This is a genomic window from Flavobacterium sp. 9R (genome assembly GCF_902506345.1).
GTDB lineage: Bacteria > Bacteroidota > Bacteroidia > Flavobacteriales > Flavobacteriaceae > Flavobacterium.
The window spans coordinates 3274843-3300987 of the sequence record NZ_LR733413.1 but is presented as its reverse complement, the minus strand read 5'-3'; the positions used below and the strand labels follow the sequence as shown (position 1 = coordinate 3300987).

General features: G+C 32.2%; 20 protein-coding genes and 1 tRNA gene. 14 read left to right on the top strand and 7 right to left on the bottom strand.

What is annotated here, in order from left to right:
• Window positions 1-55: 55 nt before the first annotated feature.
• Window positions 56-1816 carry a signal peptide peptidase SppA gene (gene sppA, locus FLAVO9AF_RS14510; RefSeq protein ID WP_159690439.1) on the top strand — a complete coding sequence of 587 codons (1761 nt, stop codon included), beginning with the start codon at window positions 56-58 and terminating at the stop codon, window positions 1814-1816.
• Between the two features lie 238 nt (window positions 1817-2054).
• Here the strand turns inward: sppA and FLAVO9AF_RS14505 are convergent, their stop codons facing one another.
• On the bottom strand, window positions 2055-2852 hold the full coding sequence (locus FLAVO9AF_RS14505) for a DUF2797 domain-containing protein (RefSeq protein ID WP_159690436.1): 798 nt from the start codon (window positions 2850-2852) through the stop codon (window positions 2055-2057).
• 175 nt (window positions 2853-3027) lie between these two features.
• Between FLAVO9AF_RS14505 and FLAVO9AF_RS14500 the strand changes: the two genes are divergently transcribed.
• Window positions 3028-4542, top strand: a complete 1515-nt coding sequence (locus FLAVO9AF_RS14500) for a GH3 auxin-responsive promoter family protein (protein ID WP_159690433.1) — start codon at window positions 3028-3030, stop codon at window positions 4540-4542.
• A gap of 371 nt (window positions 4543-4913) precedes the next feature.
• Window positions 4914-7136: a TonB-dependent receptor domain-containing protein gene (locus tag FLAVO9AF_RS14495; protein ID WP_159690413.1), complete on the top strand. Its 2223-nt coding sequence runs from the start codon at window positions 4914-4916 to the stop codon at window positions 7134-7136.
• Between the two features lie 85 nt (window positions 7137-7221).
• Here FLAVO9AF_RS14495 and FLAVO9AF_RS14490 read toward each other — a convergent pair whose 3' ends face one another.
• Window positions 7222-7659: a VOC family protein gene (locus FLAVO9AF_RS14490; RefSeq protein WP_159690411.1), complete on the bottom strand. Its 438-nt coding sequence runs from the start codon at window positions 7657-7659 to the stop codon at window positions 7222-7224.
• 8 nt (window positions 7660-7667) lie between these two features.
• Window positions 7668-8108 carry an SRPBCC domain-containing protein gene (locus FLAVO9AF_RS14485; RefSeq protein ID WP_159690408.1) on the bottom strand — a complete coding sequence of 147 codons (441 nt, stop codon included), beginning with the start codon at window positions 8106-8108 and terminating at the stop codon, window positions 7668-7670.
• A 123-nt stretch (window positions 8109-8231) separates the two neighbouring features.
• Between FLAVO9AF_RS14485 and FLAVO9AF_RS14480 the strand changes: the two genes are divergently transcribed.
• Window positions 8232-8305: transfer RNA gene (locus FLAVO9AF_RS14480), tRNA-Pro, on the top strand.
• A gap of 198 nt (window positions 8306-8503) precedes the next feature.
• On the opposite strand, the gene FLAVO9AF_RS14475 is transcribed toward FLAVO9AF_RS14480, so the two are convergent.
• Both FLAVO9AF_RS14475 and FLAVO9AF_RS14470 read right to left on the bottom strand, forming a co-directional pair.
• Entirely contained in the window at window positions 8504-9907 is a 1404-nt protein-coding gene (locus tag FLAVO9AF_RS14475) for a hypothetical protein (protein ID WP_159690406.1), read from the bottom strand.
• A 367-nt stretch (window positions 9908-10274) separates the two neighbouring features.
• Window positions 10275-10538 carry a helix-turn-helix domain-containing protein gene (locus tag FLAVO9AF_RS14470; RefSeq protein ID WP_236552329.1) on the bottom strand — a complete coding sequence of 88 codons (264 nt, stop codon included), beginning with the start codon at window positions 10536-10538 and terminating at the stop codon, window positions 10275-10277.
• A 179-nt stretch (window positions 10539-10717) separates the two neighbouring features.
• Here FLAVO9AF_RS14470 and FLAVO9AF_RS14465 point away from each other — a divergent pair, with 179 nt between their 5' ends.
• From FLAVO9AF_RS14465 to FLAVO9AF_RS14430, 8 genes are all read left to right on the top strand, one after another.
• Entirely contained in the window at window positions 10718-13888 is a 3171-nt protein-coding gene (locus tag FLAVO9AF_RS14465; RefSeq protein WP_159690401.1) for a DEAD/DEAH box helicase, read from the top strand.
• Between the two features lie 3 nt (window positions 13889-13891).
• On the top strand, window positions 13892-14659 hold the full coding sequence (locus FLAVO9AF_RS14460; protein ID WP_159690398.1) for a DUF4391 domain-containing protein: 768 nt from the start codon (window positions 13892-13894) through the stop codon (window positions 14657-14659).
• The gene (locus tag FLAVO9AF_RS14455; RefSeq protein WP_159690394.1) at window positions 14656-16521 is read left to right on the top strand and encodes a site-specific DNA-methyltransferase; all 1866 of its coding nucleotides are present in this window, start codon (window positions 14656-14658) and stop codon (window positions 16519-16521) included. Before FLAVO9AF_RS14460 ends, FLAVO9AF_RS14455 begins: the two co-directional genes overlap by 4 nt.
• 109 nt (window positions 16522-16630) lie before the next feature.
• Window positions 16631-18091, top strand: a complete 1461-nt coding sequence (locus FLAVO9AF_RS14450) for an ATP-binding protein (protein ID WP_159690391.1) — start codon at window positions 16631-16633, stop codon at window positions 18089-18091.
• Between the two features lie 164 nt (window positions 18092-18255).
• A complete protein-coding gene (locus FLAVO9AF_RS14445) occupies window positions 18256-21285 on the top strand; it encodes a type III restriction-modification system endonuclease (protein WP_159690387.1) in 3030 nt (1009 codons plus the stop codon).
• 3 nt (window positions 21286-21288) lie between these two features.
• Window positions 21289-22170, top strand: a complete 882-nt coding sequence (locus tag FLAVO9AF_RS14440) for an SIR2 family protein (protein WP_159690382.1) — start codon at window positions 21289-21291, stop codon at window positions 22168-22170.
• A 52-nt stretch (window positions 22171-22222) separates the two neighbouring features.
• Window positions 22223-23485, top strand: a complete 1263-nt coding sequence (locus FLAVO9AF_RS14435; RefSeq protein WP_159690378.1) for a DUF2130 domain-containing protein — start codon at window positions 22223-22225, stop codon at window positions 23483-23485.
• Between the two features lie 27 nt (window positions 23486-23512).
• The gene (locus FLAVO9AF_RS14430) at window positions 23513-23944 is read left to right on the top strand and encodes a hypothetical protein (protein WP_159690373.1); all 432 of its coding nucleotides are present in this window, start codon (window positions 23513-23515) and stop codon (window positions 23942-23944) included.
• Between the two features lie 42 nt (window positions 23945-23986).
• Here the strand turns inward: FLAVO9AF_RS14430 and FLAVO9AF_RS14425 are convergent, their stop codons facing one another.
• Window positions 23987-24379 (bottom strand): hypothetical protein, encoded by a 393-nt coding sequence (locus FLAVO9AF_RS14425; protein ID WP_159690370.1) that lies wholly within the window; start codon window positions 24377-24379, stop codon window positions 23987-23989.
• Window positions 24380-24418: 39 nt separating this feature from the next.
• Window positions 24419-24697: a helix-turn-helix domain-containing protein gene (locus FLAVO9AF_RS14420; protein WP_159690367.1), complete on the bottom strand. Its 279-nt coding sequence runs from the start codon at window positions 24695-24697 to the stop codon at window positions 24419-24421.
• A gap of 143 nt (window positions 24698-24840) precedes the next feature.
• Here FLAVO9AF_RS14420 and FLAVO9AF_RS14415 point away from each other — a divergent pair, with 143 nt between their 5' ends.
• Both FLAVO9AF_RS14415 and FLAVO9AF_RS14410 read left to right on the top strand, forming a co-directional pair.
• On the top strand, window positions 24841-25131 hold the full coding sequence (locus FLAVO9AF_RS14415) for a hypothetical protein (RefSeq protein ID WP_159690363.1): 291 nt from the start codon (window positions 24841-24843) through the stop codon (window positions 25129-25131).
• Window positions 25132-25279: 148 nt separating this feature from the next.
• Window positions 25280-25915, top strand: a complete 636-nt coding sequence (locus tag FLAVO9AF_RS14410; RefSeq protein ID WP_159690359.1) for a recombinase family protein — start codon at window positions 25280-25282, stop codon at window positions 25913-25915.
• The last annotated feature ends 230 nt before the right edge of the window (window positions 25916-26145 follow it).

Below are 26145 nucleotides of genomic sequence, written 5' to 3'. Positions count from 1 at the left end.
TACTTTTGTAACAATACAATTAGGTTATAGACTTATTGATAAAAAATAACTAACTATGAGATTTTTAGGAAATGTTTTGGCTACCGTTATTGGTATTTTTGTTTTTATGATGCTTTCTTTCTTTGGAATTATCCTTATTGGAGTCATTTTTGGAGGCGATTCTGAAACTGTTGAAGTTGAAAACAATTCAGTTATAGAACTAAATTTATCTGATATTTCTGATGACTATGCTGGAAAATACTCAGACCCTTGGGTAACGGCTTTTTCTGAAAGAAAAAAAATTGGATTGACTGATGTTATCAATGCTATAGAAGTAGCAGAAACAGATGATGCCATTAAGGGAATTTCTATCCTAAATACAGATTCTAGTCTAGGAATGGCGCAAAGTAAAGAACTCCGTGACGCTTTGAACCGTTTTAAAAAATCTGGAAAATTTATTTATTCTTATGCTAATAGTTATTCTCAAAAAGAATATTATTTAAACTCTGTTGCCACTTCAATCTACATCAACCCAATTGGAGAATTAGATTTCAAAGGATTGTCGACTGAGGTGATGTTTTTTAAAGATTTTCAAGAAAAGTCTGGCTTAAAGATGGAAGTGATTCGTCACGGAAAATATAAAAGCGCTGTTGAACCTTTTCTAGAAAACAAAATGAGTGATGCAAATAAGGAACAAACTATGGCATTACTAAACGGAATTTGGACAAACATAGTAGAAGACATTTCGAAAAGTAGAAATATTCCAGTAGAAAAATTAAATACAATTGCAAACGGTCTTTTGGCTAGAACCCCAGAAATGGCCAAATCGCAAAATCTTATTGACTACATTGCTTATGAAGATGTCTACCATAACGCCATAAAAAAGGTGTTAAAAGTAGACAAAGACGAAGATTATAATACGGTCTCTATTGCCGATTACACCCAAAAAACAACTACTACTTCTGTGAATATGGATTCCAATGATGCTATTGCTATCGTATATGCACAAGGAGAAATTGGTAGCGGCGAAGGTGATGTTAACGAAATTGGAGAAGGCTCGATGAGAAGGTCACTTCAAGAAGCTAGAAAAGATGACGACATCAAAGCAATTGTTTTGCGTATTAACAGCCCTGGTGGAAGTGCCTTAACCTCTGACTTAATCTGGAGAGAAATAGAATTGACAAAAAGAGTAAAACCTGTTGTAGTGTCTATGGGTAATTATGCCGCTTCAGGTGGATATTACATTGCTTGTAACGCCAATACTATCTTTGCTGAAAAAAATACGATTACAGGCTCAATTGGCGTATTTGGAACGCTACCTAACTTCTCTGTTGCTGCGAACCGCTACGGCATCAATACTGAACAAGTTAGAACTCACGAAAACGCATCGAATTATAGTCCGTTTGTACCAATGGATGAAAAGTTTAAAGCTATAACGCTAGAAGGTGTTGAAAATATCTATGCGACCTTTATTGGCCACGTTGCAGAAGGCCGTAAAATGACTACTGCCCAAGTTGATGCTATTGGTCAAGGTCGTGTTTGGACAGGGTCTGAGGCAGTAAAAATTGGACTAGTAGATAAAATTGGCGGCTTGAGAGAAGCACTAGCCGAAGCAGCAAAGTTGGCCAAAATTAAATCGTATAGCACGGTGAACTACCCAGAATATGAGAAAAGTTTTGAAGATATTTTTGATAATTTCCCGTTTGCAAAATCAAAAACAGCTTTTATAAAAGAAGAAATTGGCGAAGAAAACTATCGTTTACTTGAAGAAGTTAAGCGTATAAAACAACGCAAAGGAATACAGGCTATACTTCCGATGGAATTAAAAATAGATTAAGATTCAACTACTAAAAAAACCGTTTAAGCATTTACTTAAACGGTTTTCTTTTTTTAAACAGTTTGTTTGCTAAACGACACTATGTGTCCTTTTAGCCCCGATGGGAGGGAAAATCCTTTTTTTAAAACATCCCTTCTCAATTAGTATTTATGTTGGGGATGTTTTAAAAAAAGATTGGAAGGACAGCGGGACTTTGCATCCAAAAAACCCCAAATCATTCCGCTTCTAAAATTCAAGATTATTGCACTTCTATTTTTACCACATAGCCTTCGTAACTGCGAACATTAAAAACGGTTCCGTCGGCAAACAACAAATATTGGCCTTTCACTCCAATGAGTTGCCCTTGATAAAAAGGCGTTTTATCTAAATTCAAGCTATTCACTTTGGCAGGATAAGCTGCTACTGGATAATGCATAGCAATAATTTCATTTTTATCTAAACTATAAAATTCGCGAACTTCATCTGGAAGCCAAGCCTGTACTTTTGCCTTTTCTTGAACCAAATCTACGGCGTCATAAGTATTGGTCAACATTTTTCGCCAATTGGTTTTGTCTGCAAAATGATTTTTTAGCGCGACCTCTGTAATTCCTGCTAAATATCGATTGGGAACTTCAACAATCACTATCGCTTCTTCGGCGCCTTGGTCAATCCAGCGCGTGGGCATTTGAGTTTTGCGTGTGACTCCCACTTTGACCTCGCTCGACAAAGCCAAATAAACAATATGTGGTTGTAATTGCACTTTTTGTTCGTAGGCCAAATCTCTATCTTCTATGCCTAAATGTGCGGTACTCAACTCCGGTTTCATAATCCAATCTCCCACTGCGGGGCTTGAATAAAAACAGTCGTAACAAAATCCTTGACGAAATATTTTTTTCTTTTTCCCGCAATTCAAACATTGATATCCTAGAAATTGAATGCTTATTTCTTTATTCAAAAGTTGATTGATATTTAAAAAACTGGATTCAAAAACTAAATAATATTGAATAGGATTGCCTATTTCGGTTGGCATTTTGGAGAGTACACCTTCGTAAGTCATATAAATTGGTTCCCTAACTCCTAAAGACAGAATTAGATTTGCGGAAATATTAAGATTATTAAAAAAAATGTTATTTTTGATAAAATTACAAATTAGAAATTGGAATCCAATTTTTATAAATATTATTTCATCCCCTAATTTGCTTAAAGAATTAGGGAGCTAATCCTACTCTTTCATGCCATTATCTATCATCAACTCTATTGCTTCTTGGTTTTTAAAACAACGCATCCATCAAATTGAATTGTTTTTAAAATACCCTAATGAAGTTCAAGAAGAATTGTTAATGAATTTACTCCGCTCTGCAGAAAACACAACAGTCGGAAAACAATATGATTATGGCTCCATAAAATCGTATGCTCAATTTGTAGAACGCGTTCCTATTTCGAGTTATGAAGACCTAGAACCACTAATAGAACGAACACGTCAAGGAGAACAGAATGTACTTTGGGAAACTCCTATAAAATGGTTTGCAAAATCCAGCGGTACTACCAATGCTAAGAGTAAGTTTATCCCAGTAAGTAATGAAGCCTTAGAAGATTGCCACTACAAAGGCAGTAAAGATTTGCTTTGTTTGTACCTAAACAACAATGAAGATTCAGAAATGTTTTTAGGGAAAAGCCTTCGACTTGGAGGAAGCTCACAAATTTACGAGAACAACAATACCTTCTTTGGTGATTTATCCGCCATATTGATAGAAAATATGCCTATTTGGGCTGAATTTAGTAGCACTCCAAGTAACAAAGTTTCTTTGATGAGTGAATGGGAAACAAAAATGAGTGCCATCATTAACGAAACAATCACTGAGAATGTTACCAGTTTTGCTGGTGTCCCTTCTTGGATGTTAGTGTTAATGAACAAAGTTTTAGAACAAACTGGAAAAAATCACCTAATGGAAGTTTGGCCAGACCTTGAAGTATATTTTCACGGAGGCGTAAGTTTTGACCCTTACCGAGAACAATACCAAAAAATTTTACCGAAGAACAACTTCAAATATTACGAGATATACAATGCTTCTGAGGGATTTTTTGCCATTCAAGATTTGAATTATTCAAGTGATTTATTATTGATGCTCGATTACGGGATTTTTTATGAGTTTATCCCAATGGACACTTTTGGTGCACCGAATCAAAAAGTAGTGCGCTTATCGCAAGTAGAATTATTTAAAAATTATGCGATGGTTATCACTACTAACGGTGGTTTATGGCGCTATTTGATAGGCGATACCGTTCGATTCACCTCACTGAGCCCTTATCGAATCCGAGTTACGGGAAGAACAAAACATCATATCAATGTTTTTGGTGAAGAACTAATGGTCGAAAACACAGACCAAGCTTTGGCGAAAGCCTGCCAAGAGACACAATCTGAAATTGTAGATTATACTGTAGCCCCTATTTTTATGGAAGGCAAGCAAAAAGGGGCTCACGAATGGATGATTGAGTTTAAAACACCGCCAAAAGACCTAACCCTTTTTCATAAAATATTAGACACTACGCTACAATCCTTAAATTCTGATTACGAAGCCAAACGCTACAATAATATGACACTAAATCCTTTAGTCATCAATGTAGCAAGAGAAAATCTGTTTTATGATTGGCTTAAACAAAGAAATAAAGTGGGCGGGCAAAACAAAATCCCACGTCTTTCAAACCAAAGAGACTATTTGGAACAATTGAAAGCGCTACAATCTTAACGCTGCTTAATAAATGAAAAAACTATTACTCTTTGGGCTCATTATTTGCTTCACTTCTTGCGCTACTCCTGGTCGCGTTTGTGGTGGTAGTGGCAGTAAACGCTGTGTACAACTTTTTCAATCCTATCCACAACACTCTTTTTTTTCTAAAATTTTATGTTGAATTGTAACAATTGATAATGATTGCCGTCTTATGTGTAATCAATCATCAATCTAATCACTAATCAATATGAAAACCCGCAGTACCTTCCACAAATTCAAAGCCCTTTTTTAGGCTGAATTTATCTTCCCTTTAATTTTTTTTATGCTATTCAAAATTTCTTTTTGAAGGGAATTGTTGTGACTGTATTTTTTCATCAAATTCAATTATTATGAAAATAATTTTATCTTTTCTGAGTCTATTTGTTGCCTCAGTTGCCTTGGCTCAGGACGTCAAAACCCAACAAGACTCCATCGCTAGCGCAAAAAAAGCAGAAGAATTAAAAGAAGTAACCGTTTTTGGCAACAAAAAGCAATTTCTAAAAGTGGAATCCGACAAGACGATTGTTAGCGTAAAAGATAACGGAATGCTAAATAGCGGTAACAGTCTTGAAGCTATCAAAAGACTGCCCGGTGTGATTACATCTCCAACGGGTGGATTAACGCTTAATGGCAAAGGAGTTACCGTTTACATTGATGGTTCACCCAGTACATTAAATGGAACCGATTTACAAAATTATCTTTCGAGCCTTCCGGCAAATGCCATCGAAAAGGTAGAACTCATCTATAATCCCGGAGCCGCATATGATGCCAATGCTAGTGGCTCTATCATAAACATCATCACAAGTTCCAAAAGGCTTAAAGGTGTCAATGCAAACTTTAACATCAATTATAATTTTAATAAATATCAAAAACCAAGTCCTCAAATTTTATTGAACGGAAAAGAGAAAAATTTCAGTTGGCAGACTATGTTAGGCTACAACTATATTGATAGCGAAAACCGTTCTAAAAACAGCCAAACATTTACCTCTTTCGCTCCTGATAAAAACTTATTTCAAGAGAATTTTACGGTAAACACCAATAGAAACCTGTACTTCAGACTGGGAACAAATTACAAATTGAGTTCAAAATCTAATTTGCTTTTCAATTACAATGGAAACTTTGCCAATGACCGTTCTGTTTTCAACTCTAGTGCTTTTGGTGAAAACATAGATTATAATGACGAAGGCTTTTCTAAAAATAAAAACTATAACAATGAACTGAGTCTTCAATACAAAACGAAGCTCGATACTCTTGGAAGAACCCTTGATGTAACTGCTTTTTTGAACACTTTTGACAAAACACCTATCAATCAATCAAGCGGATTGAATTCGGGCAACATTCCTTCCTACAATAACGGAATCATCGATTTTAATTTGACCAATTACTATTTGAAATACGATTTTGCCATTCCTTTCAACAAACTTGACTTTACAATCAATACTGGTGGAAAATACAATTCCATTAAAGTTAATAACTTTGGACAATACAATATCAACAGTAGCACGAATACTATTTTTGATTCGAATAACTATGCAGAAAGCATCGACTTTAATTACAACGAATCGAATTTAGCGTTCTACGTTGAAGCCAGAAAAAAGATAAAAAAATTCAACTTTACTGTTGGTCTTCGTTTGGAAGATTTTGATGTAAAAAGAGAAGCCAGTACCATTGCAGACAAAATTGAGTACAGAAACACTAACCTTTTTCCAAACATAAGCGCGCTATACGAAATAAGCCCTCAAGTAAATTTTAGCAGTTCATATTCAAGAAAAATTGCGCAACCTAATTACAATACTATTGACCCTAACAATAGTTCCAACTTTAATCAGTACAATACCACAACAGGAAATTTAGGTTTGCAACCTGTGTTTTACGATAATTTTGAAGTGAAGTTAACCGCTTTACAATTTGTTCAATTGGGAGCAAACTACACCATTGCAAAAGACGACAACCGATTTATCTTTAGTGCAAAACCTGGGGAATTAGTCAGCAATCAAACCTTTCAACAATTTGATAAAATCAAAACATTTAGTGCTTTTGCTTCCTTTCCAATTCCTTTAGATTATTTCTTCAAAGGCAAAGCAGAGTTTCAAAAACGTATGAATACTATTGACAAGATGAATTACATCTACCTCAACATCAATTATGTAAAATCTACTATTGATGGCTATAGTTTTCCATTTGATAACAAAGCGATTGTAAACTATGGTGCACAAGCACAAATTATATTGCCTTGGCAAATCACCAATACACTTTCTTATTTTATTTTACCAAAAGGAACCTGGGAGATTTACCAAATCGAAAAGCCTATTCAGCAATTTGATATTTCTTTCAACAAAGATTTTATGAATAAAAAATTAAAAGTAGGATTGCATTGCTTTGATGTTTTCAACAAAAATGAAGTTAACGCTTTGATTGTAGGAGAAAATTTGGACACTCGTTTTTACCAAAAACAAGATTCAAGAACTTTCCGTGTATCGTTGACCTATAATTTTGGAAACCTAAAACTAGAACAAGAAAATATCAATATCGATACGGAGAAAGTAAAACAAGGAGGAGGAATTATAAAATAATTTTTGTTTTGATTTAGTAACAAAGCCCTGAGACTACCTCCTAATCTCAGGGCTTTACTATTTTAACTTAGTGCTGGTTTTTTATCTATTCTTCTTTGACTTCGTCATAATTCACCATCCAATTCACGCCAAATTTATCAGTACACATTCCGAAATACGCTCCCCAAAAAGTATCGGTCATAGGCATCACTATATTTCCGTTTGCTGATAAACCATTGAAAAAACTATCGGCTTCTTCACGGCTTACCGTATTGATAGAAACCGACATATTTTGCCCAAAAGTAACTGCACCCGAAGCACTATTACTATCGCTTCCCATTAAAACCGAATGAGCTCCTATAGGCAAAGAAATGTGCATAATTTTGTTACTATCTTCCTCAGACAACGATGGAATTCCATCTCCTGAAGGCATCTCGCCAAATCTTCCTACATAAGGAAACTCACCACCAAACACGGATTGGTACAACAAAAAGGCTTCTTCACAATTGCCATTAAATATTAAATAAGGATTGATTGCTGTCATATAATATGTTATTTAGTTTCTGAAAGTTGTTTTATAAGGGCTAAACCTTTAGGAAAAGTATCTTCAAAATACTGCTGATATTGGGCTAAACAGTCCATCGTAGTTTCGAGCAAAACTCCATCGGGTGTTGTTGTTAATCGATAGGTTTCCATAGCCCCTGTCCATACTTGCGTTGCTTCATCTATTGGCATTTCTTGAAAGTTTTTCAATTCTCCCAAATGCTTAAAAGCCATATACTCATATTCTAGTTTTGTTTGGATAAGGCTATTCATTCCTTCGCCAGTAGGAGATAAAAAATGAATTTTACTTCCCTCTTTCCAATCACTAACAGCATAAGTCCCTTCACAAAAAGCAGATGTCCATTGTCTATAAGTTGCATCATCCCATAAAACAGCCCAAATTTTTTCTTTTGGAGCCTGTATCAAAATTGAAAAATGTAATGTTTCCATTCTAGTATACTTTACCTTAATCGATTGGCAGAATTAAAGTTACCTTTTTTAATTGACTCTCTTTTAAAAAAACAGAACTTTTCCTTTGTTTTTTTTACAATAGATAGTAATTTCGGCTCCTCTCGGGATGTAGCGCAGCCTGGTAGCGTACTAGCATGGGGTGCTAGGGGTCGCTGGTTCGAATCCAGTCATCCCGACTATAACAAAGCCTGATTGTATAAAAATCAGGCTTTTGCGTTTTCACGGGAACACATTAGGAACACAAATGGAGCTTTTTTCTAATTTTTAAGACCTTCTTGTTCCTATTTTTACAATTAAAGAAAACAGTGAAAATAGTGAAATTGAAAAAAAGCTTTCTTAATTGAAAATTGAAGCAAAGAAAAGTTTCACTTAACTTATTCAACTTTTATAAGTGGAATTACTCCAAGTTTTTCTTTTAGAATTGTTTGCATAATTTCCAATGTTTTTTCCTTGTGTTCCTTAGGAACCAATAAACCATCATGCATTGTATACGGTATAATGCCATGATTAACCAACTCTTTACAAATTTCATCGATAAAAATTTTGCTTTCTATTTTCTGAAGTTCTACCGCAAAATCTTCGTGCTTTTCTTTTTTTATCTCTTCTATGATACCATAAATAAGAGGGAATCCTTTTTTAAATATTTGTTTAACCTCTGGGTTGTGATGATTTTTAGAATAGGCAATTTTCATCCAAATCTCTTTACATTCATTTCTATTTAGACCATAAAGACCTTGTAACCATTCATACCACTTTCCAGATGTGGTGATTATGAAATAATTGTCAATTTCGTTCAATAAGGCTTCTGAAGCATTTTTACGATACGATTGGAGCAGAATATTAAAAAGTACAGGTTGCGAATTAGAAAGGTCTAAATAGCTCATGTTCTCGTAGCCAACAATAAACGGTCTCAAATCTGAAGCCATGTTGGTTAGATTGGTATCCAATCTCTTGTTGGTATCATTACGTTTGAAACGGAGTGTTTTATTTAGACTCCCATTATGAATTGCATTTATGCTTGAAATACGGGAAGAATAGCGTTTGAATGCAGAAACTTCTTCTTTACTGTTTTTAGCTTCAGATAGCTCTTTTAAATAACGATTTTCACTATGTTCAATTGCTTCTTCATATTGTATTTTCAATCCTTTTCGATAATGGCTCCCCATTTTTTTTATATGCTTCGGAGCATTATTTATATAGGTCGAGTCCTGCTCATAATCCTTAGTCAAAAACTTCTTATTTGTTTTCGTAATCGGCACTTTAATTCGGTACCACTTGTTGAAAATCCTATTTTTTTGAATGTAGTTAATCTCTTTAATAGCGTGACTTATCAATGATATTTTGATGCTGTCACGTAAACAATAGGTATCTATAATCTCACCTATAGACTCTACTGGAATCTCATTTTCTTTACATAGAAAATTGATTTTAGACAAATAATTCTCATTAGATTGAAAGTAAAAATATGTTGATTTTCCACCATAATAAAAGTCCTTCCAAATAATATTATGGATAATTAACCATTCTATATATGTATTATAGTAATTCCCATATTTCAATTGTAAATACTTAGAATACATTGGATTAAAATGATATGGATAATCTTCCGAATTATGTTTTTGATTCGACTTTGATAGAATATCATTGATGATTGATAATCCAACAATAATTTCTGATTGTTTATTGTCTTGTAATGGAATGTGGTGGGCAGTTAGAAATAGAACTTCAACAATTTCTTTAGGGAGCAAAAAACTTCTGTACTTGGTGTATTTGGTCATAAAATGATATTCTCTCTTTGTTATTTTTTTCTCTCATTTTTTAGGCTGGGGAGAGAACCAGATATAGCTAATATCTGGAACCCAGCTAACGGTGTTAGTACCATTAAAAATAAATATAATAAACATTAAAAAATTGTCAATACCAGCCCGAAAAAAAACATTACTTTTTACAATAAATTTGTAATTTTTAACCATTTATTGGGTACCTTATTCCGTCATATTCTCCTGCTAAATAGGATATTCAATAAGCTCATATCGTTGATTAAATGCTTTGAAAGGACATTTTATCAAAAATTCAAGCAATGAAAACGATAATACGTTCAAAATCTTGATATTAAAAAAAATAAGCTAAAAACATCTGAAAAAATTAATTAATTCGAACCAAACTTTCCATTAACTCCGATTTTTTATATAATACCCGATTACCTATACCATAAGCAATTATTTTGCCTTTTTTCGTCCAATTCCATAGGCTTGTCGTACTAATTTTCAACAAATCACAAGCTTCCTCTCTAGTTAATAACTCATCTGGATTATCGGTAGGTACATTTTTTACAAATTCTTGTAATTGGTCTTTTATCACTTTTGTGATTAACTCCTCCAAGTCCTGAGGAGTTATATTGTGTAACATTATTGCATTTTCCATTTGTACATATTTTAATAAAGATACTATTTAACTAAAATACTGAATATTAATAATGTAGTGGATTCTGTCCAAAAAAAAAGACAAAACAATTGTGTAAAAAAGACAAAATCTACTACATTTATGTTCTTACACAACAAAAGTTATTCTCCATTTAAATATTGATAATGAATATTATAGACAACAAAAGTAGATTACTACTTGAAGAACTTCAGACTTTAATCACTCCCAGTTCAAATATTTACATAAGTTGCAACCATTTTACAGCATTTGCTTTATTTGAATTAGTTAGCATATTTTCAATATCTAAACAAATCCATTTGCTATTGAGCTATAATTTTGGACAAGATGATGATTTTCGATTTATTCAAAATGAAAAAGAAAGTAAATTAAATCTTTTATTAGACCGAAAACACCGAATCAACCAAGTAATTGGTCTTATTGATGATAAAATTCAAATCAGAAAAGGTGGAATTGGAAACCAAAATATACTAATTATAGAAAATGATGGAATTTCTAATTGTTTCTTCTTAACACCATTAGACCTTGATTCAGTATGTTTGGGAACAATAAATGATGAGAATTTAATTTTTATAAATAATATTGAAGATACCCAAAATCAATATCTGAATTATTTTAATGGAGCTTGGAACAGTAGCAAGATAGTTTTGAATGATGCAGTCAAAGCATTATTAGAGAAAGGAACCAATACTATTTCAGCTGAAGCAATTTACAAATACAGTATTCGTGAAATATTTCATTATTCAACAGTTAATGAAAGAGCCGATGAGAAGTTAGAAAAAACAGGATTTAAAAACTCTAAAATTTGGAGTTTGCTCTACAATTTCCAAAAAGATGCAGTAATTGGTGCCATTGATAAAATAGAAACTTATGGTGGCTGTATTATTGCAGATTCAGTTGGTTTAGGAAAAACATTTGAAGCTTTAGCAGTAATAAAATATTATCTTTTGAGGAATGACCAAAGGGTATTGCTATTAGCTCCAAAAAAACTAAGAGAAAACTGGACAGTTTATACTTTAAACGATAAAAGGAATATACTTGCTGAAGACCGATTAAATTTTGATGTTTTGAATCATACCGATTTAACCAGAGAAAGAGGTAAATCAGGCGATATTGATTTAGAAACCATACATTGGGGGAATTATGATTTAGTTGTTATAGATGAGTCTCATAATTTCAGAAATAATCCCAACAAGAGAGACGGAATGACTCGTTATAAACGATTGATGAATCACGTTATAAAAGCCAATATCAGAACAAAAGTGTTAATGTTATCGGCAACTCCTGTAAACAACAAAATGAATGATTTGAAAAATCAAGTTGCTTTTATAACAGAAGGAGAAGACAGATATTTTAGTCAATATGGTATAGATAGTATCAGTCAAGTAATGAAAGATGCACAAAGGAAGTTTACTTTATGGTATAAAAACGGTGACCCAAATAATCTTGATGTAAATGGATTAATGGAAAGTTTGGACGGTTCTTATTTTAGAATATTAGATATGTTAACCATTGCGAGGTCTCGTAAACATATTGAGAAATACTATGATATGTCTGATATTGGTAACTTTCCAAATAGATTAACACCAATAACAAGAACACCCGAAATAGATACTAAAAATCAATTTAGCGATATAGGTCAAATCTATGATGAGATTAGCACCCTTACTTTAGCATCTTATACGCCTCTAGCTTATGTAAGAGCAGACAAAAGAGCTGAATACGAAGCTAAGTACGATATGGAAACGGGAACAGGAAGCGTTTTTAAACAAGTCGACCGTGAACAAAGTTTAATTTATTTGATGCGGGTTAACTTATTAAAACGTTTAGAAAGCTCCATCCATTCTTTCAAATTGACGGTTGAAAAATTAATTAGTTTTATCGATGAAAACTTAAAACAAATTGAAAATCATCAGTCTGGAACTTTAGATTTGGATATAGACATCAACGATATAGACATTGACGATACTGAATTAGAAGACTTATTGGTTGGAGGAAAAACCAAAGTATTAATTCAAGATTTAGATAACATTGCTTGGAAACAAGACCTAAAGCAAGATAAAGCGGTACTGGTGAGATTAATGGGAAGCATCAAGTTGATTGATGTGGAACGTGATGCCAAATTATTAGAGCTAAAAAATATCATCGAAGAAAAACTACACAAGCCTATAAATGATGGCAATAAGAAGGTAATTGTATTTACAGCATTTGCTGATACTGCTATCTACTTGTATAACGAATTGCAGGATTGGCTAAAAAAAGAGCATCGTTTAACTTCAGCTTTAGTTACTGGTTCGGGTAATAATAAAACCAACATGCCAAAGTGCAAAACTGATTTGAATACTATTTTAACTAATTTTTCTCCCCTTTCAAAAAAGAGAGCTGAAATTTATCCTGATGAGAAAAATGAAATCGACATTTTATTTTGTACCGATTGTATTTCGGAAGGTCAAAACCTTCAGGATTGTGATTATTTAGTCAATTACGATATACACTGGAATCCCGTACGTATTATTCAACGTTTTGGACGCATTGACCGCATTGGGTCTAAAAATGATAATATCCAATTGGTGAACTTTTTTCCTAGTATGGAGTTGGATAGTTTTATTGATTTGGTAGCACGTGTTCAAGGTAGAATGGTGATGCTAGACGTTTCGGCTACGGGAGAAGATAATATTATTTCTCAAAACAGTCGTGAAATGCAAGACTTGGATTATCGCAGACAACAACTGAAACAATTACAAAATCAGGTTATTGACCTTGAAGACGTTCACGGAAATATATCAATTACCGATTTGACATTCAATGATTTTAAAATTGATTTGGAGAAAAGTACCGACTCTGAATTGGAAGAATTGAAACATATACCCAAAGCTTCTTTCGCAATAGCTAAATCAAATCTTGAGCATGTAAAACAAGGCGTTATTTTTTGTTTAAAAGGCAACAGTGAAGACTATGCATCTAAACTTAAAAACAACATCTTATATCCCTTCTTTTTAGTTTATATTAGTATAGATGGTGCCGAAATCATCAAAGCTTCTCAAACCAAAACGGCTTTAGACTATTTTAGAAAAATAGCTATGGGTAATGATAGAATTGTTCCAGAATTAATTGCTGAATTTGACAAAGAAACCAAAGCAAATAAAAAGATGGAGGAGTATGCTAATTTGCTAAAAACTGCCATTCAAGAAGTAATTGGTGTGCAAGAAGAAGTTGGACTAGATTCATTGGCTACTGCTGGTGGAACTAGCCTATTGAGTTCAATTATCAATCAAGAAGAAAATTTAGAATTAATCAGTTATTTGATTATTAAATAAAGGATGAGTTTTAACTACAACAAAATATTAAACATACCTGAAAGGGCGATTATCAGTAAGAAAATAAGCAAGGCTTTCTTTAGTAGAAACTTTGAATTGAGCACTGCTGACAAAAAAATATTGAATGAAATTGTCGCAATGGATTGGTTAGCGAGTATCAAACCATCCAACACTAACATTGCTTTATTCCAAAATGAAACTCATATTTTTGAAGAAATTCAAGTAATGACTTGTACACTATCAGGCAATCTTATAAAAGGTACAATTGATAAAGTGACTAATTTATTCCAGAAACACATTCCGTACCCCATTGTTTTGGTGATTGAAAATGCTGATGAGTTTGTGGTAAACGTTTGTGACAAAAAAATCAATCAAAACGATAAATCAAAACGAACCATTGAAGCTTTTATCAACTCACCCAATGTGTCAAAATTATATAAAAGCGAATTAGTAGGTGCTTTCTTTGAAGGCTTGGATTTTGCCGTTTTAGACAAAACCAACTTAGAAACAACCTATAAAAGTTACACCAGTGCTATAGTACAATTTCAAACAGCAATGGTAACGGGAAACTTCAATAAACGGAGTACTATAAGAACCGAAGAAGACCTAAAACATTTGGAAACGATACAAAAAATAGAAAAAGAAATCCTTACTTTGTCAAACCAAATAAAGAAAGAATCTCAACTCAACACTAAAGTTTCTTTGAACATTGAAATACAGAAGAAAAAAAACGAAATTGAGCATCTTAAAACATTATTAAACACACTATGAGCTTAGATAAAATTACAAAAGGAGACGAACTTACTCAAAGTTTAGATATAGTAAATGATAATATTGCACGATTGAAAGAACTTTTTCCTGAAGTGCTGACTGAAGGTAAAATTGATTTTAAAGTTTTACAGGATATTTTAGGGAAAGAAATTGAAGAGGAAGAGGAATATTACCGTTTTACATGGGCTGGTAAAGCGCAGGCTCGTAGAGAAGCACACAAACCAAGCACAGGAACGCTAAGACCTGCAAAAGACGAAAGTGTAAACTGGGATACTACCGAAAACTTATACATTGAGGGTGATAATCTTGAGGTTCTTAAGTTGTTGCAAAAAAGCTATGCCAACAAGGTAAAGATGATTTACATTGACCCACCTTATAACACAGGAAAAGATTTTGTTTACAAAGATAATTATAAAGATAATCTAAAAAATTATCAACAAATTTCTGGACAGATTGACGATGAGGGTAATAGATTGACCACTAATTCAGAAAGTGATGGGCGTTTTCATTCCAATTGGCTAAACCTGATGTATCCTCGTTTAAAACTAGCGAGAAACTTATTAAAAGAAGATGGTGTTATTTTTATGAGTATTGATGATAATGAAGTAGTGAATTTAAAAAAGATTTGTGATGAAATTTTCGGAGAATCATGTGTAGAACAATATATATGGGACGTAAGAGAGGATGGTTCTATGCCTAAAACTGCTAAAAATACAGTTAGAAAAGAACATGAATATATTTTAGTTGCTTTTAAAAACATTAATAACAAAAGATTTACTAAATATAATTCTTTTAAATACAGAGACTTAAAAGGCTGGACGAATTCAGACAATGACCCAAGAGGCAATTGGATGTCTGCCAATATATCTAGAGGAAGTGGAGAAGGAAGTGGAGGAAGTAAATCTTTCACAATCATAAATCCAGAAGGTATTGAATTTTATAGAGACTGGTCAGTAAGTGAAGAAGAATTCAAAATACTACTTGAAGACAATAGAATATATTTTGCTGATAATGGAAAAGGTGTTCCTAGAAAAAAAATTTTTCAAAATGAATCTGTTGATTCAATTCAATCCTCACTTTTTGAAAATCTTCAAAGTTCACAATCTGCCTCGAAAATCATTAAAGATTTAATAGGTGATGTTGAGTTCGATTATCCAAAACCAACAGCTTTAATCGAAAGATTAATTCAAATTAGTTGTAATGATAACGATTTGATATTAGATTTTTTTAGTGGTTCTTCAACAACCGCTCATGCTGTGATTTTGAGAAATCTTGAAGATTCAGGAACTCGTAAATTTATCATGGTTCAATTACCTGAACCGACTGATATTAAAAGTAATGCATTTAGCAAGGGTTTTAAAAATATTGCAGATATAGCAAAAGAGCGAATTCGTCAGGCTTCAAAAAAATTAGCAAATGACAATCCAGAAAAAGCAAAAGAATTAGACTTAGGTTTTAAAGTTTTCAAATTAGACAGTTCTAACATAAAAGGTTGGGATGGCAATCCAGATAATTTAGTAGATAATTTGTTTGATTCTCAAGATAATATTAAAGAAGGTCGTACAGAAGAAGATGTATTGTTTGAAATATTATTAAAATACGGTTTAGACTTAACCTTACCAATTGAGGAAAAAATCATTGAAGGTAAAAAAGTATTTAGTGTTGGTTTTGGAGCATTATTCGTTTGCCTTGCAGATGGAATTACTAATAAAGTTGCTGAAGGGATTGGTGCTTGGAAAGAGGCTTTAAACCCAGAAGTATGTAGAGTTATCTTCAAAGATTCAGGATTTGGCGATGTGGAGAAAACAAACTCAGTGCAAACTTTGAAGCGTTTTGGTATTAATGAAATTAAGAGTATTTAAAACTAAGCAAGTTTCTACACAGATTAAGCAAGCAGAGAACACTACACATAAAACCAACAACAACAATAGATAGTATTGTTTAAGTAAGGTATTATAATAAATAAGCAAGATGAGTACTATGATAATTTCAACTATTAACCCTTTAATTACAGACGTGTATTTGCGTACACAAAAAGAGAACCAATATTTTGAGAGAAAAGGATTGGGAGAAAAAGATATAAAACCAACTAAAATTGCAGAGGAATTAATAGGAATGCTTAATGCTGATGGCGGAGTTTTAGCATTTGGTGTTGCTGATAATGGAGAAGTACAAGATGTTAGAGCTTTTGGAGACAAACTAAACGCATACAGAACTTTAGTATTTGATTTTATTCATCCTGCTTGTAATGTAGAACTAGAGGAAATGGAGATAGAGGGCAATTTGATATTCTTATATCATGTTGAACAAGACCTTGAGCGCATTTTTTCAAGAAAAGACAATGATAATGTTTATTTGAGAGTATTAGATACCAATAGACAATTAGACCGAGACAGAATAAAAAAACTAGAATACGATAAAGGAATAAGACGTTTTGAAGAAGAAATAGTCAAAGATTTTGATTTTGAAGATTTAGACCAAGATTTACTTAATGAATATAAAGAAAAGCTAAATTATAAAGGCGAAGTACTCGATTTATTAGTAAAACGACATTTAGCCAAAAAGAAAGATGGAGTTTATGAATTAAAAAATGCTTCAGTACTCCTTTTTGCACAAGACCCTGAGAAATATATTTCTTCTGCTTCAGTACGTTATATAAGATACGAAGGAACTGAAGCATTGACAGGAACGAACCACAACGTTGTAAAAGACGAAAGATTTGAAACCAACATTCCACAATTAATAGATATACTAAAAGCTTTTTTAAGAGCTTCTTTCAAAGATTACTACTTTTTAGATATTGAAACTGGAAAATTTAAAAAGGTTCCTGAATATCCCGAAGAAGCTTGGTTAGAAGGAATTGTAAATGCACTTTGTCATCGTTCTTACAACGTACAAGGAAATTCGATATATATTAAGCACTTTGATAATCGTTTAGAAATCAGTAATAGCGGTCCTCTACCAGCGCAAGTAACTATAGAAAATATCAAAAATGAAAGATTTGCTAGAAACCCTCGTGTAGCAAGAGTACTAGAAGATATGGGATATGTAAGACAACTCAATGAAGGAGTCTCAAGGATTTACGAATCGATGGAAAAATCAATGTTATCTACTCCTGAATACAAAGAAGAAAACGGTACAGTGTATTTGATTTTGAGAAATAAAATCAGTGGTCATTCAAAAACTATTCATGATGAAGTAATGGAAAAAATCGAGAAAAACTGGCCTGAATGTAATGAGACTCAGAAAAAAATATTTGTATATCTATTTACTCATCATAAAGCAACATTAAGCGAAATAGTCAATTATGTAGCAATAAATGAGAATACTGTTAGGGGGTATCTAAATAAGTTTATTGATGACGGATTACTAGACAAATTAAGTACTAAACAAAGAGACATAAATGCTCTTTATATGTTTAAAAAACAGTAATAGAATTATGAGCTTAGACTATATTGGTAATCAATTTAAGCAAGTAAACAATCCAGAAACAAAGTACTCATAAATAATAGTTTAGCTTATTTAAGTTAGATTTCAATAAAATTAAGCAAGAAAATAAAATATTAAGGTTTCTTGTTTTTGAAATAAAGTTAGTCATGAAAATACAATTTGATAGTACGTTAAATTACCAGCAAGAAGCCATTGAAGCCATTGTAAATATTTTTAGTGGTCAAGAGAAATGTGACTCTAATTTTACAGTTTATTCGCCAGAATTTCTAGCAAAACAACAAAATCTAGAATTTACAGAAAGTGGTTATGGTAATAGGTTGTTATTGACTGACGGACAATTACTTGAAAACACGCAAAAAATTCAATTATCAAATGGATTAAAACCTTCAACAAGAGGCGAAATAGAAAGAAAACATCTTGATTTTACTGTTGAAATGGAAACGGGTACAGGGAAAACTTATGTTTACTTAAGAACCATTGTTGAACTGTATAAAAAGTATGGTTTTTCAAAACACATTATTGTAGTGCCCTCTATCCCTATAAAAGAAGGAGTTTATAAATCACTACAAATTACTAAGGAACATTTAAGAGAATTGTATGATAACATCAACTACAATTTCTTTGTTTATGATTCTAGCAAGTTAAATGAAGTTAGAGATTTTGCCACTAATGACCGATTGGAAATAATGGTAATAAACATTGATGCATTTGCAAAAAGTTTTGATAATCCAGATGATGAAAAGAAAACAGCTAATATTATCCACAGATATAATGATTCATTAGGATACAAACCATTAGATTTAATTCAGAAAACAAATCCAGTAGTTTTTATTGATGAACCTCAAACAACGATAAGTACACCAATCCGAAAGAAAGCCATACAGAGCTTAAATCCTCTGGCAATAGTCAAATACTCGGCAACTCACCGAAAGGATGAGAAAATAAATATGATGTACAAGCTGGATGCGGTTGATGCTTATGAAAAGAAGTTGGTGAAACAAATTGAAGTGGGTTCTGTTCAAACAGAAGGAATCAACAACAATGCTTATATTAGATTGGTCGAGGTAAAAGTCTCAAAAGGTTTTCCTGTAGCAAAATTGGAACTGGATATTTTCAAAAACGGAAGTATATCAAGAAAAACGATTCTTGTAAAGCAAAATGAAGATTTAGAACAAATTACTGATAGAGCTGAATATGAAGGTTACATCATAAAAGATATTTATGCAGTGGCTGGAAATGAATACATCGATTTTACCAGTAAAGATGAAATAATTAAGCTTGGAGAAGCGATTGGAAATATAGATGATACCCAAATTAAAACTGCTTTAATTCGCAAAACTATTGAAGAGCATTTAAATAAAGAATTAGTATTGAATCCTCAAGGAATTAAAGTTCTTTCATTGTTCTTTATCGACACGGTTAGTAAATACCGCCAATATGATGAAGATGGTAATATAGCTAATGGTGAGTACGCTGAAATCTTCGAAAAAGAATATTTAAAGCTAATAGCTAAACCAAAATATGTTAGTTTATTTGGAGAATTAAATGGTGCAGAAGTTGAAGTAAATCAAGTTCACAACGGTTATTTCTCCATTGATAAAAAAGCTAAAAAAAGCAATTCTAAGGATAAATACGAATACTTCAAGGATACCAAAGGAAACACCAATGCAGATGAGGACACCTATAATCTAATCATGCGTGACAAAGAAATGCTTTTAAGTTTCGATTCAAAATTACGCTTCATATTTTCTCACTCCGCTTTAAAAGAAGGATGGGATAATCCAAATGTATTTCAGATTTGCACTCTAAAAGATGCTGGTGGTTCCGAAATTAGAAGAAGACAAGAAATAGGACGTGGATTACGTTTATGCGTAAATCAAGCAGGAGAACGTATTTATGGACATGAAGTGAATACTTTAACGGTCATGGCTACAGAAACCTATGCTGAATTTGTGGAAAATTTCCAGAAAGAGATTGAAAAAGAAACAGGAATCAAATTTGGTATTCTTGAGAAACATAGTTTTGGAAATATTGTAGTTGAAATCAATGACGAGGACACAGTTTATCTAGGTCAAGAAAAATCAGAAGAACTCTTCAAACATCTTATAAGCCAAGGTTATATTGATGCAAAAGGAAAAGTACAAGACAAGCTGAAAATTGATTTAAAGGATGAAACGGTTGTTATTCCTGAAGAGTTTAAAGAACAGGAACACGTACTAAATCAAATCATCAACACATTAAAAGAAACAGCTGGAAGGCTCGAAATAAAAAACCAAGCAGACAAAAAATTAGTCACTGTAAATAAAAGAATTTTAGACAGTCCAGAGTTTAGAGAACTATGGGAAAAAGTAAAATTCAAAACAACTTTCTCAGTCAACTTTGATTCGGATTCACTGGTTAAAGAATGTATCAATGCAATCAATGACCGATTAAAAATCACTAGAGGAAAACTTATTTATACAAAAGCTTCTATCTCAATTAATGCTGGAGGAGTTGATGCTACAATAAGTCCTAATAGTGAAACAACAAGTATCAAAGATGAAGTAGAAAGATTGCCAGATATTGTAAGCTATCTTCAAAATGAGACCCAGCTGACCAGAAAATCTATTGTAAAAATTTTAACTGGAATCAACAAACTAGATTACTTCAAAATCAATCCTCAAAAATTCATTGAGGGTTGTATTGATATTATCAATGAGCAAATGAATTTACACATTATCGATGGAATCAGTTATAAGAAAATTGGTGATGCAGAATATTACAGTCAAGAACTTTTTGAAAACAAAGAGTTATTTGGTTATTTGAAAAGCAATTTAAAAGAGAGTTCAAAATCACCTTATAATTATGTGGTTTACGATTCTAATGTAGAATCGAATTTGGCAAAACAATTTGAAAATAGTGAAAACATATCAGTTTATGCTAAGCTACCAGATTGGTTCAAAATCGACACCCCACTTGGTACATACAACCCCGACTGGGCTATTATGTGGAAAGACCAAGATGATGAAAAATTGTATTTTGTAGTAGAATCTAAAGGTAGTACTGGTTTATTTGATTTAAGACCAAAAGAAGCTGGAAAAATTAAATGTGGTAAACGACATTTTAGTGCTATTGGTAGTAAAATGATTGTAGCTACTGAATTGGCTGATGTTGAAGATTATGCTTTAAATAAATAATAAATGAAAAAAGTACTTTTAATTGGAAATGGAATAAACAATATCAATGAAAAAGATTCTCACAGTTGGGAAAATATTTTATCAAAAATTGCAAATTTGAGCAATGAAAAAATAATCATAACTAATAAGAAACCATTTCCCTTACTTTATGAAGAAATCTATCTTAAAACTCTCAATGCAATAGGTTTAAAAGAAAGTGAGCTTAAAAAGAGAATTGCAACTTTAATCAAAGGAATTGAACCTAATATAATTCACGAAGAATTAATCAAGTTAGATTGTGAAAATTATATAACTACTAATTATGACTATTCACTTGAGCAAGTAATTTTAAGAAGTAAAACTATTGAATCAATACAAAACCACGGAATTATACAAGAATTAAAGTACAGTATATTTAGACATAATGTCACTGAAAATAAAAAATTTTGGCATATTCATGGTGAAATAAACTATCCAAATTCTATTACTTTAGGCTATGAACATTATGGTGGTCAACTGCAACAAATAAGAAATTATGTTGTTTCTGGAACAAACTATAAAAACGATGAAATAAGTAAAACTACATTACATAAACAACTAAAAAAAAGCCCTTCTACAAGATATTATTCATGGATAGATTATTTATTTACACATGATGTTCACATAATTGGATTGTCGCTTGATTACATTGAAACTGATTTATGGTATCTATTAACAAATAGAGCAAGATTTCAAATGGAAAATTCAGGTTTAATTAAAAATAAAATATTTTACTACTCTCCAGAAATATATAAAAACGAATTTAAAGAGCAGCTTATGCAAGCTAATAACATTGAAACTATTTATCTAAAAGGAGAAAAACTTGAATATTATCAAAATGTAATAAATAAATTAAAGAATAACTAAATTTGTTTCACTTCAAAAGGAATAGTATTAAATCAAGTAACATTTAAATAATATGAACGAAATTATTTGCCCAAATTGCCATAAAGCATTTAAAGTTGATGAAGCTGGTTTTGCTGATATTTTGAAACAAGTTCGTGACCACCAATTTGAAGAAGAATTGGAAAAACGACTTACTCTTGCAGAAAAAGAGAAAGATAGTGCAATTAAACTAGCCGAGGCAAATATTAAAAATTCTCTTCAAGAAGATTTAACCAAAAAAGATAAAGAAATATTAGAATTAAAAGCGAAAAGCGAAAGAGAACTTTCGGAAAAGCTAGCTACCAAGGAAAGTGAGATTTCGCAAATTAAAGCCAAATTAGACAATGCCGAATTGGAGAAAAAACTTTCTGTTACTGAAGCTATCCATAAGATAGAAAAGGAACGTGATGATTTGGTAAACAGCTTGAGTAATAAAGAAACTGAAAAGCAACTACTTGAAAAATCATTAAAAGAGAAGTTTGATGCTGAACTCAAAACCAAAGATGAAATCATCAAAATGAAAGATGAGGAAATTGCTTTGAGAAAAGATATGAAGCTGAAACTATCTACCAAGATGGTTGGTGAAACTCTAGAACAACATTGTGAAACCGAGTTTAATAAACTAAGAGCCACCGCTTTTCAAAATGCATATTTTGAGAAAGACAACGATTCACGTTCAGGTAGCAAAGGTGATTTCATTTACAGAGAAAATGATGACCAAGGAAATGAAATCATATCCATAATGTTTGAGATGAAAAATGAATCAGACCAAACAGCAACAAAAAAAAGGAATGAAGATTTTTTTAAAGAACTAGACAAAGACCGAACCGAGAAAAAATGTGAATTTGCAGTTTTAGTAACATTGTTAGAATCCGAAAGTGAATATTATAATACAGGTATTGTTGATGTATCTCATAAATACAACAAAATGTATGTCGTTCGTCCACAGTTTTTTATTCCAATTATTACGCTTCTTCGAAATGCATCTATGAATTCTATGCAATATAAAGCAGAACTTAATTTGATTCGAAATCAGAATATTGACATCACAAATTTTGAGGATAATATCAATAAATTTAAAGAAGGTTTTGCCAAAAATTATGATTTAGCCAGTCGAAAATTCAAAACAGCTATAGATGAAATAGACAAAACAATTGACCATTTGTATAAAACCAAAGAAGCACTTTTATCTTCTGAAAATAACCTCCGCTTAGCCAATAACAAGGCAGAAGATTTAACCATAAAAAAATTAACGCACGGCAATCCTACAATGAAAGCAAAGTTTGATGAGCTGTAAATTAACTCATTAAAAATAGTTAGTTTTATGAAAATTAAAAAATTTGAATTTAGTATAGGTGCTTACTTTGGGTCAAGTTACTCTTTACAATATAAAAAAGGACTGTTCCTCTATCGAGCAAAAACAGGAGATATTGCAACTATTTCAAATATAAACCCTTTATTCATAAATGATTATCAATATGAACATATTGCGATTTTCCAATCCGATTCTATTGATTACGATTTAGTAATTTCAGAGGAAAGAAAACTAAACTTTTTCAAGTACATTTCTCGTTACTGCAAATCATGGGAAAAGGAATATCAAAATAATTTTATTTGTGATGGCACTTCTTGGGAATGCGATATTTGGATAGATGATTTTCGATTAAAATCAAATGGACTAGAAGAATATCCACCTAATTTCAAATCATTCCTTAATAAACTTTCAGTATTAACCAGTGGTAAAATTTTTGAATAGAAAACGTTGTTATCACGGACACAACTGTGTACATTTATTTCTTTAAAAGGTGAAATTTTCAGCGAGTTTGTCATATTTTAAACCTGCTAACCCTTTAGTGATAATTTCTGAAATTGACTTCTCAATTTGTTCATCTCCAAACCAACTTACAACTAGCCAGCTACCATCATATTGATTTTCGATGTCATTAATTGGTTCCGATTCCAAAAAAGCAGAATAAATGACTGGTTTTAATGTGTCTTTTGAAACATAGTCATTATTAGTGAAATGAAAAATGGATTTACGATTTCCCTTTTTTAATGAATTTTGGTAATCAGATATGATTTTATCATTAATGACTTGGTTTGGTGACCCAATTATTAGGCCTCTATAGGTGTATTCAAATTGAAATTTTTCAATTGTTATTTCTCTTTTAGCAATTTTAATATTTTTCATAAAGTGCTTTAATTATAAATATCTGATAATTTTCAATAATTAAATATTTCCACTTAAAATACCAAGTCCTTTGGCAATTAATTCCTTAGCTTCATCTACTTCCAATTGAGTTACAGAAGTCCCTTTAGTTGAAACAAATAATTCTCTCACATCCACATCAAGAGCTTCAGCAATCTTCAACAAAAGTTTAATCGTTGGTAAATTATTTTCACTTGAGATATTTGATATTGTGGTTGGTGACACTTCAACTCTTAAAGATAGTTCATCCCTTGATATCCCCTTTAATGTCATTATTTCCTTTAGTCTTAATATAGCCATTCTAATATTTTTTACAAATATAAGAAATAAATCAAGTAAGGCTTAATTTATCTGATTAAAAATTAAACATCATTTGCTTTATAATCAAATATAACTTAACTTTGTGGCATATTAATCAAGTATCACTTTACAACTGCAATATTATGGAAATCGCTAAAACAATCATTGAACAAATTATATATACTGACAAGTGGGCTTTAATGGCTTATGGTTCTAAAAACTTTATGGCATTACCAGAATCAAAAGAATACCAAGGAGGGCTACAATTCCAATGTTCAGGTTTCAGACACAAAGGAACTGTTAGAATCCAATTAAAATGGATTGACACTTACACAATATCATTCATCAGTAAAAAAGGAGAAACGATAAAAGAAGTAAATGATGTGTATTGCGATATGCTTGTAGATATTCTGGACTGGATTGAAGGTAAGTAACCTTCAGTCCTGTGCAAAATTAGGTTATAGCCATACAGTTCACATTATAAAAAATCATTACTCAACAATATCAACCAATTAAAAGTGTGCAAAATACACCATCCTAAAAATGCACACTTTTTCCAAGTTTCACCTAAATAATCTAGTTATGAAAAAAGCGAGATACATTCGCCAAAGTACGGCTCAACAATCTAACCTGCGCCAACTGGCAAAATCCCATCCAGATGAAATATTATTTATTGATACAATCAGCGGTTCAATTCCTTTTGCCGAAAGACCTGCTGGAAAAAAACTAACTGAAGCCGTTGAAGCTGGAGAAGTGAATTATGTTTCATTCCATGCCATAGATAGAGCTGGAAGGTCTACCATAAACGTATTACAGTCACTAAAATATTTTTTCGATAAAGGAGTGATTGTTAAGATAGATAATTTGGGTCTTGAATCGATGATAAATGGAAAAGCCAATCCAGTATTTAATCTTATAACTACCATTCTAAGTGAACTGAGTTCGCTCGAAAAAGCCTCCCTTCTTGAAAGACAAGCTGAAGGAATAATTCAAGCACGCTTACGTGGAGCCTATAAAGGGCGAATGAAAGCAACAAAAGACTCTCCAGAAGAAATTCTGGCAAAACACAATAGAGCGGTTAAGGTAATAAAATCAAATCCTACTATGTCGCTTAGGGATTTGGCAAAACTGGCAAGCGATAAAAGCAAAGGTTACGACATCTCGCCAAATACTGTAAAAAAGGTAAAAGATTTGATGTTGAAACTTTCAATCATTTGAGTACCCCCTCCCTCTCGTTACCTCCCCTCCCTACAGGGGAGCGTATCTTGGATAGATTGGTGCTCGATTGCGTTCGCAAAATTTTTTCCAGATTTTTTTTAAACAAAAAAAAGCAAAAAGAGTTTACTAATAACAGAGAAGGAGATACAGGTCATACAATTGGTGTCTTTACTAAAAAAAACAATTTGGAAGAGAAGCTCTAACGGCCTTCAATCTAGTCTATCTTGAAC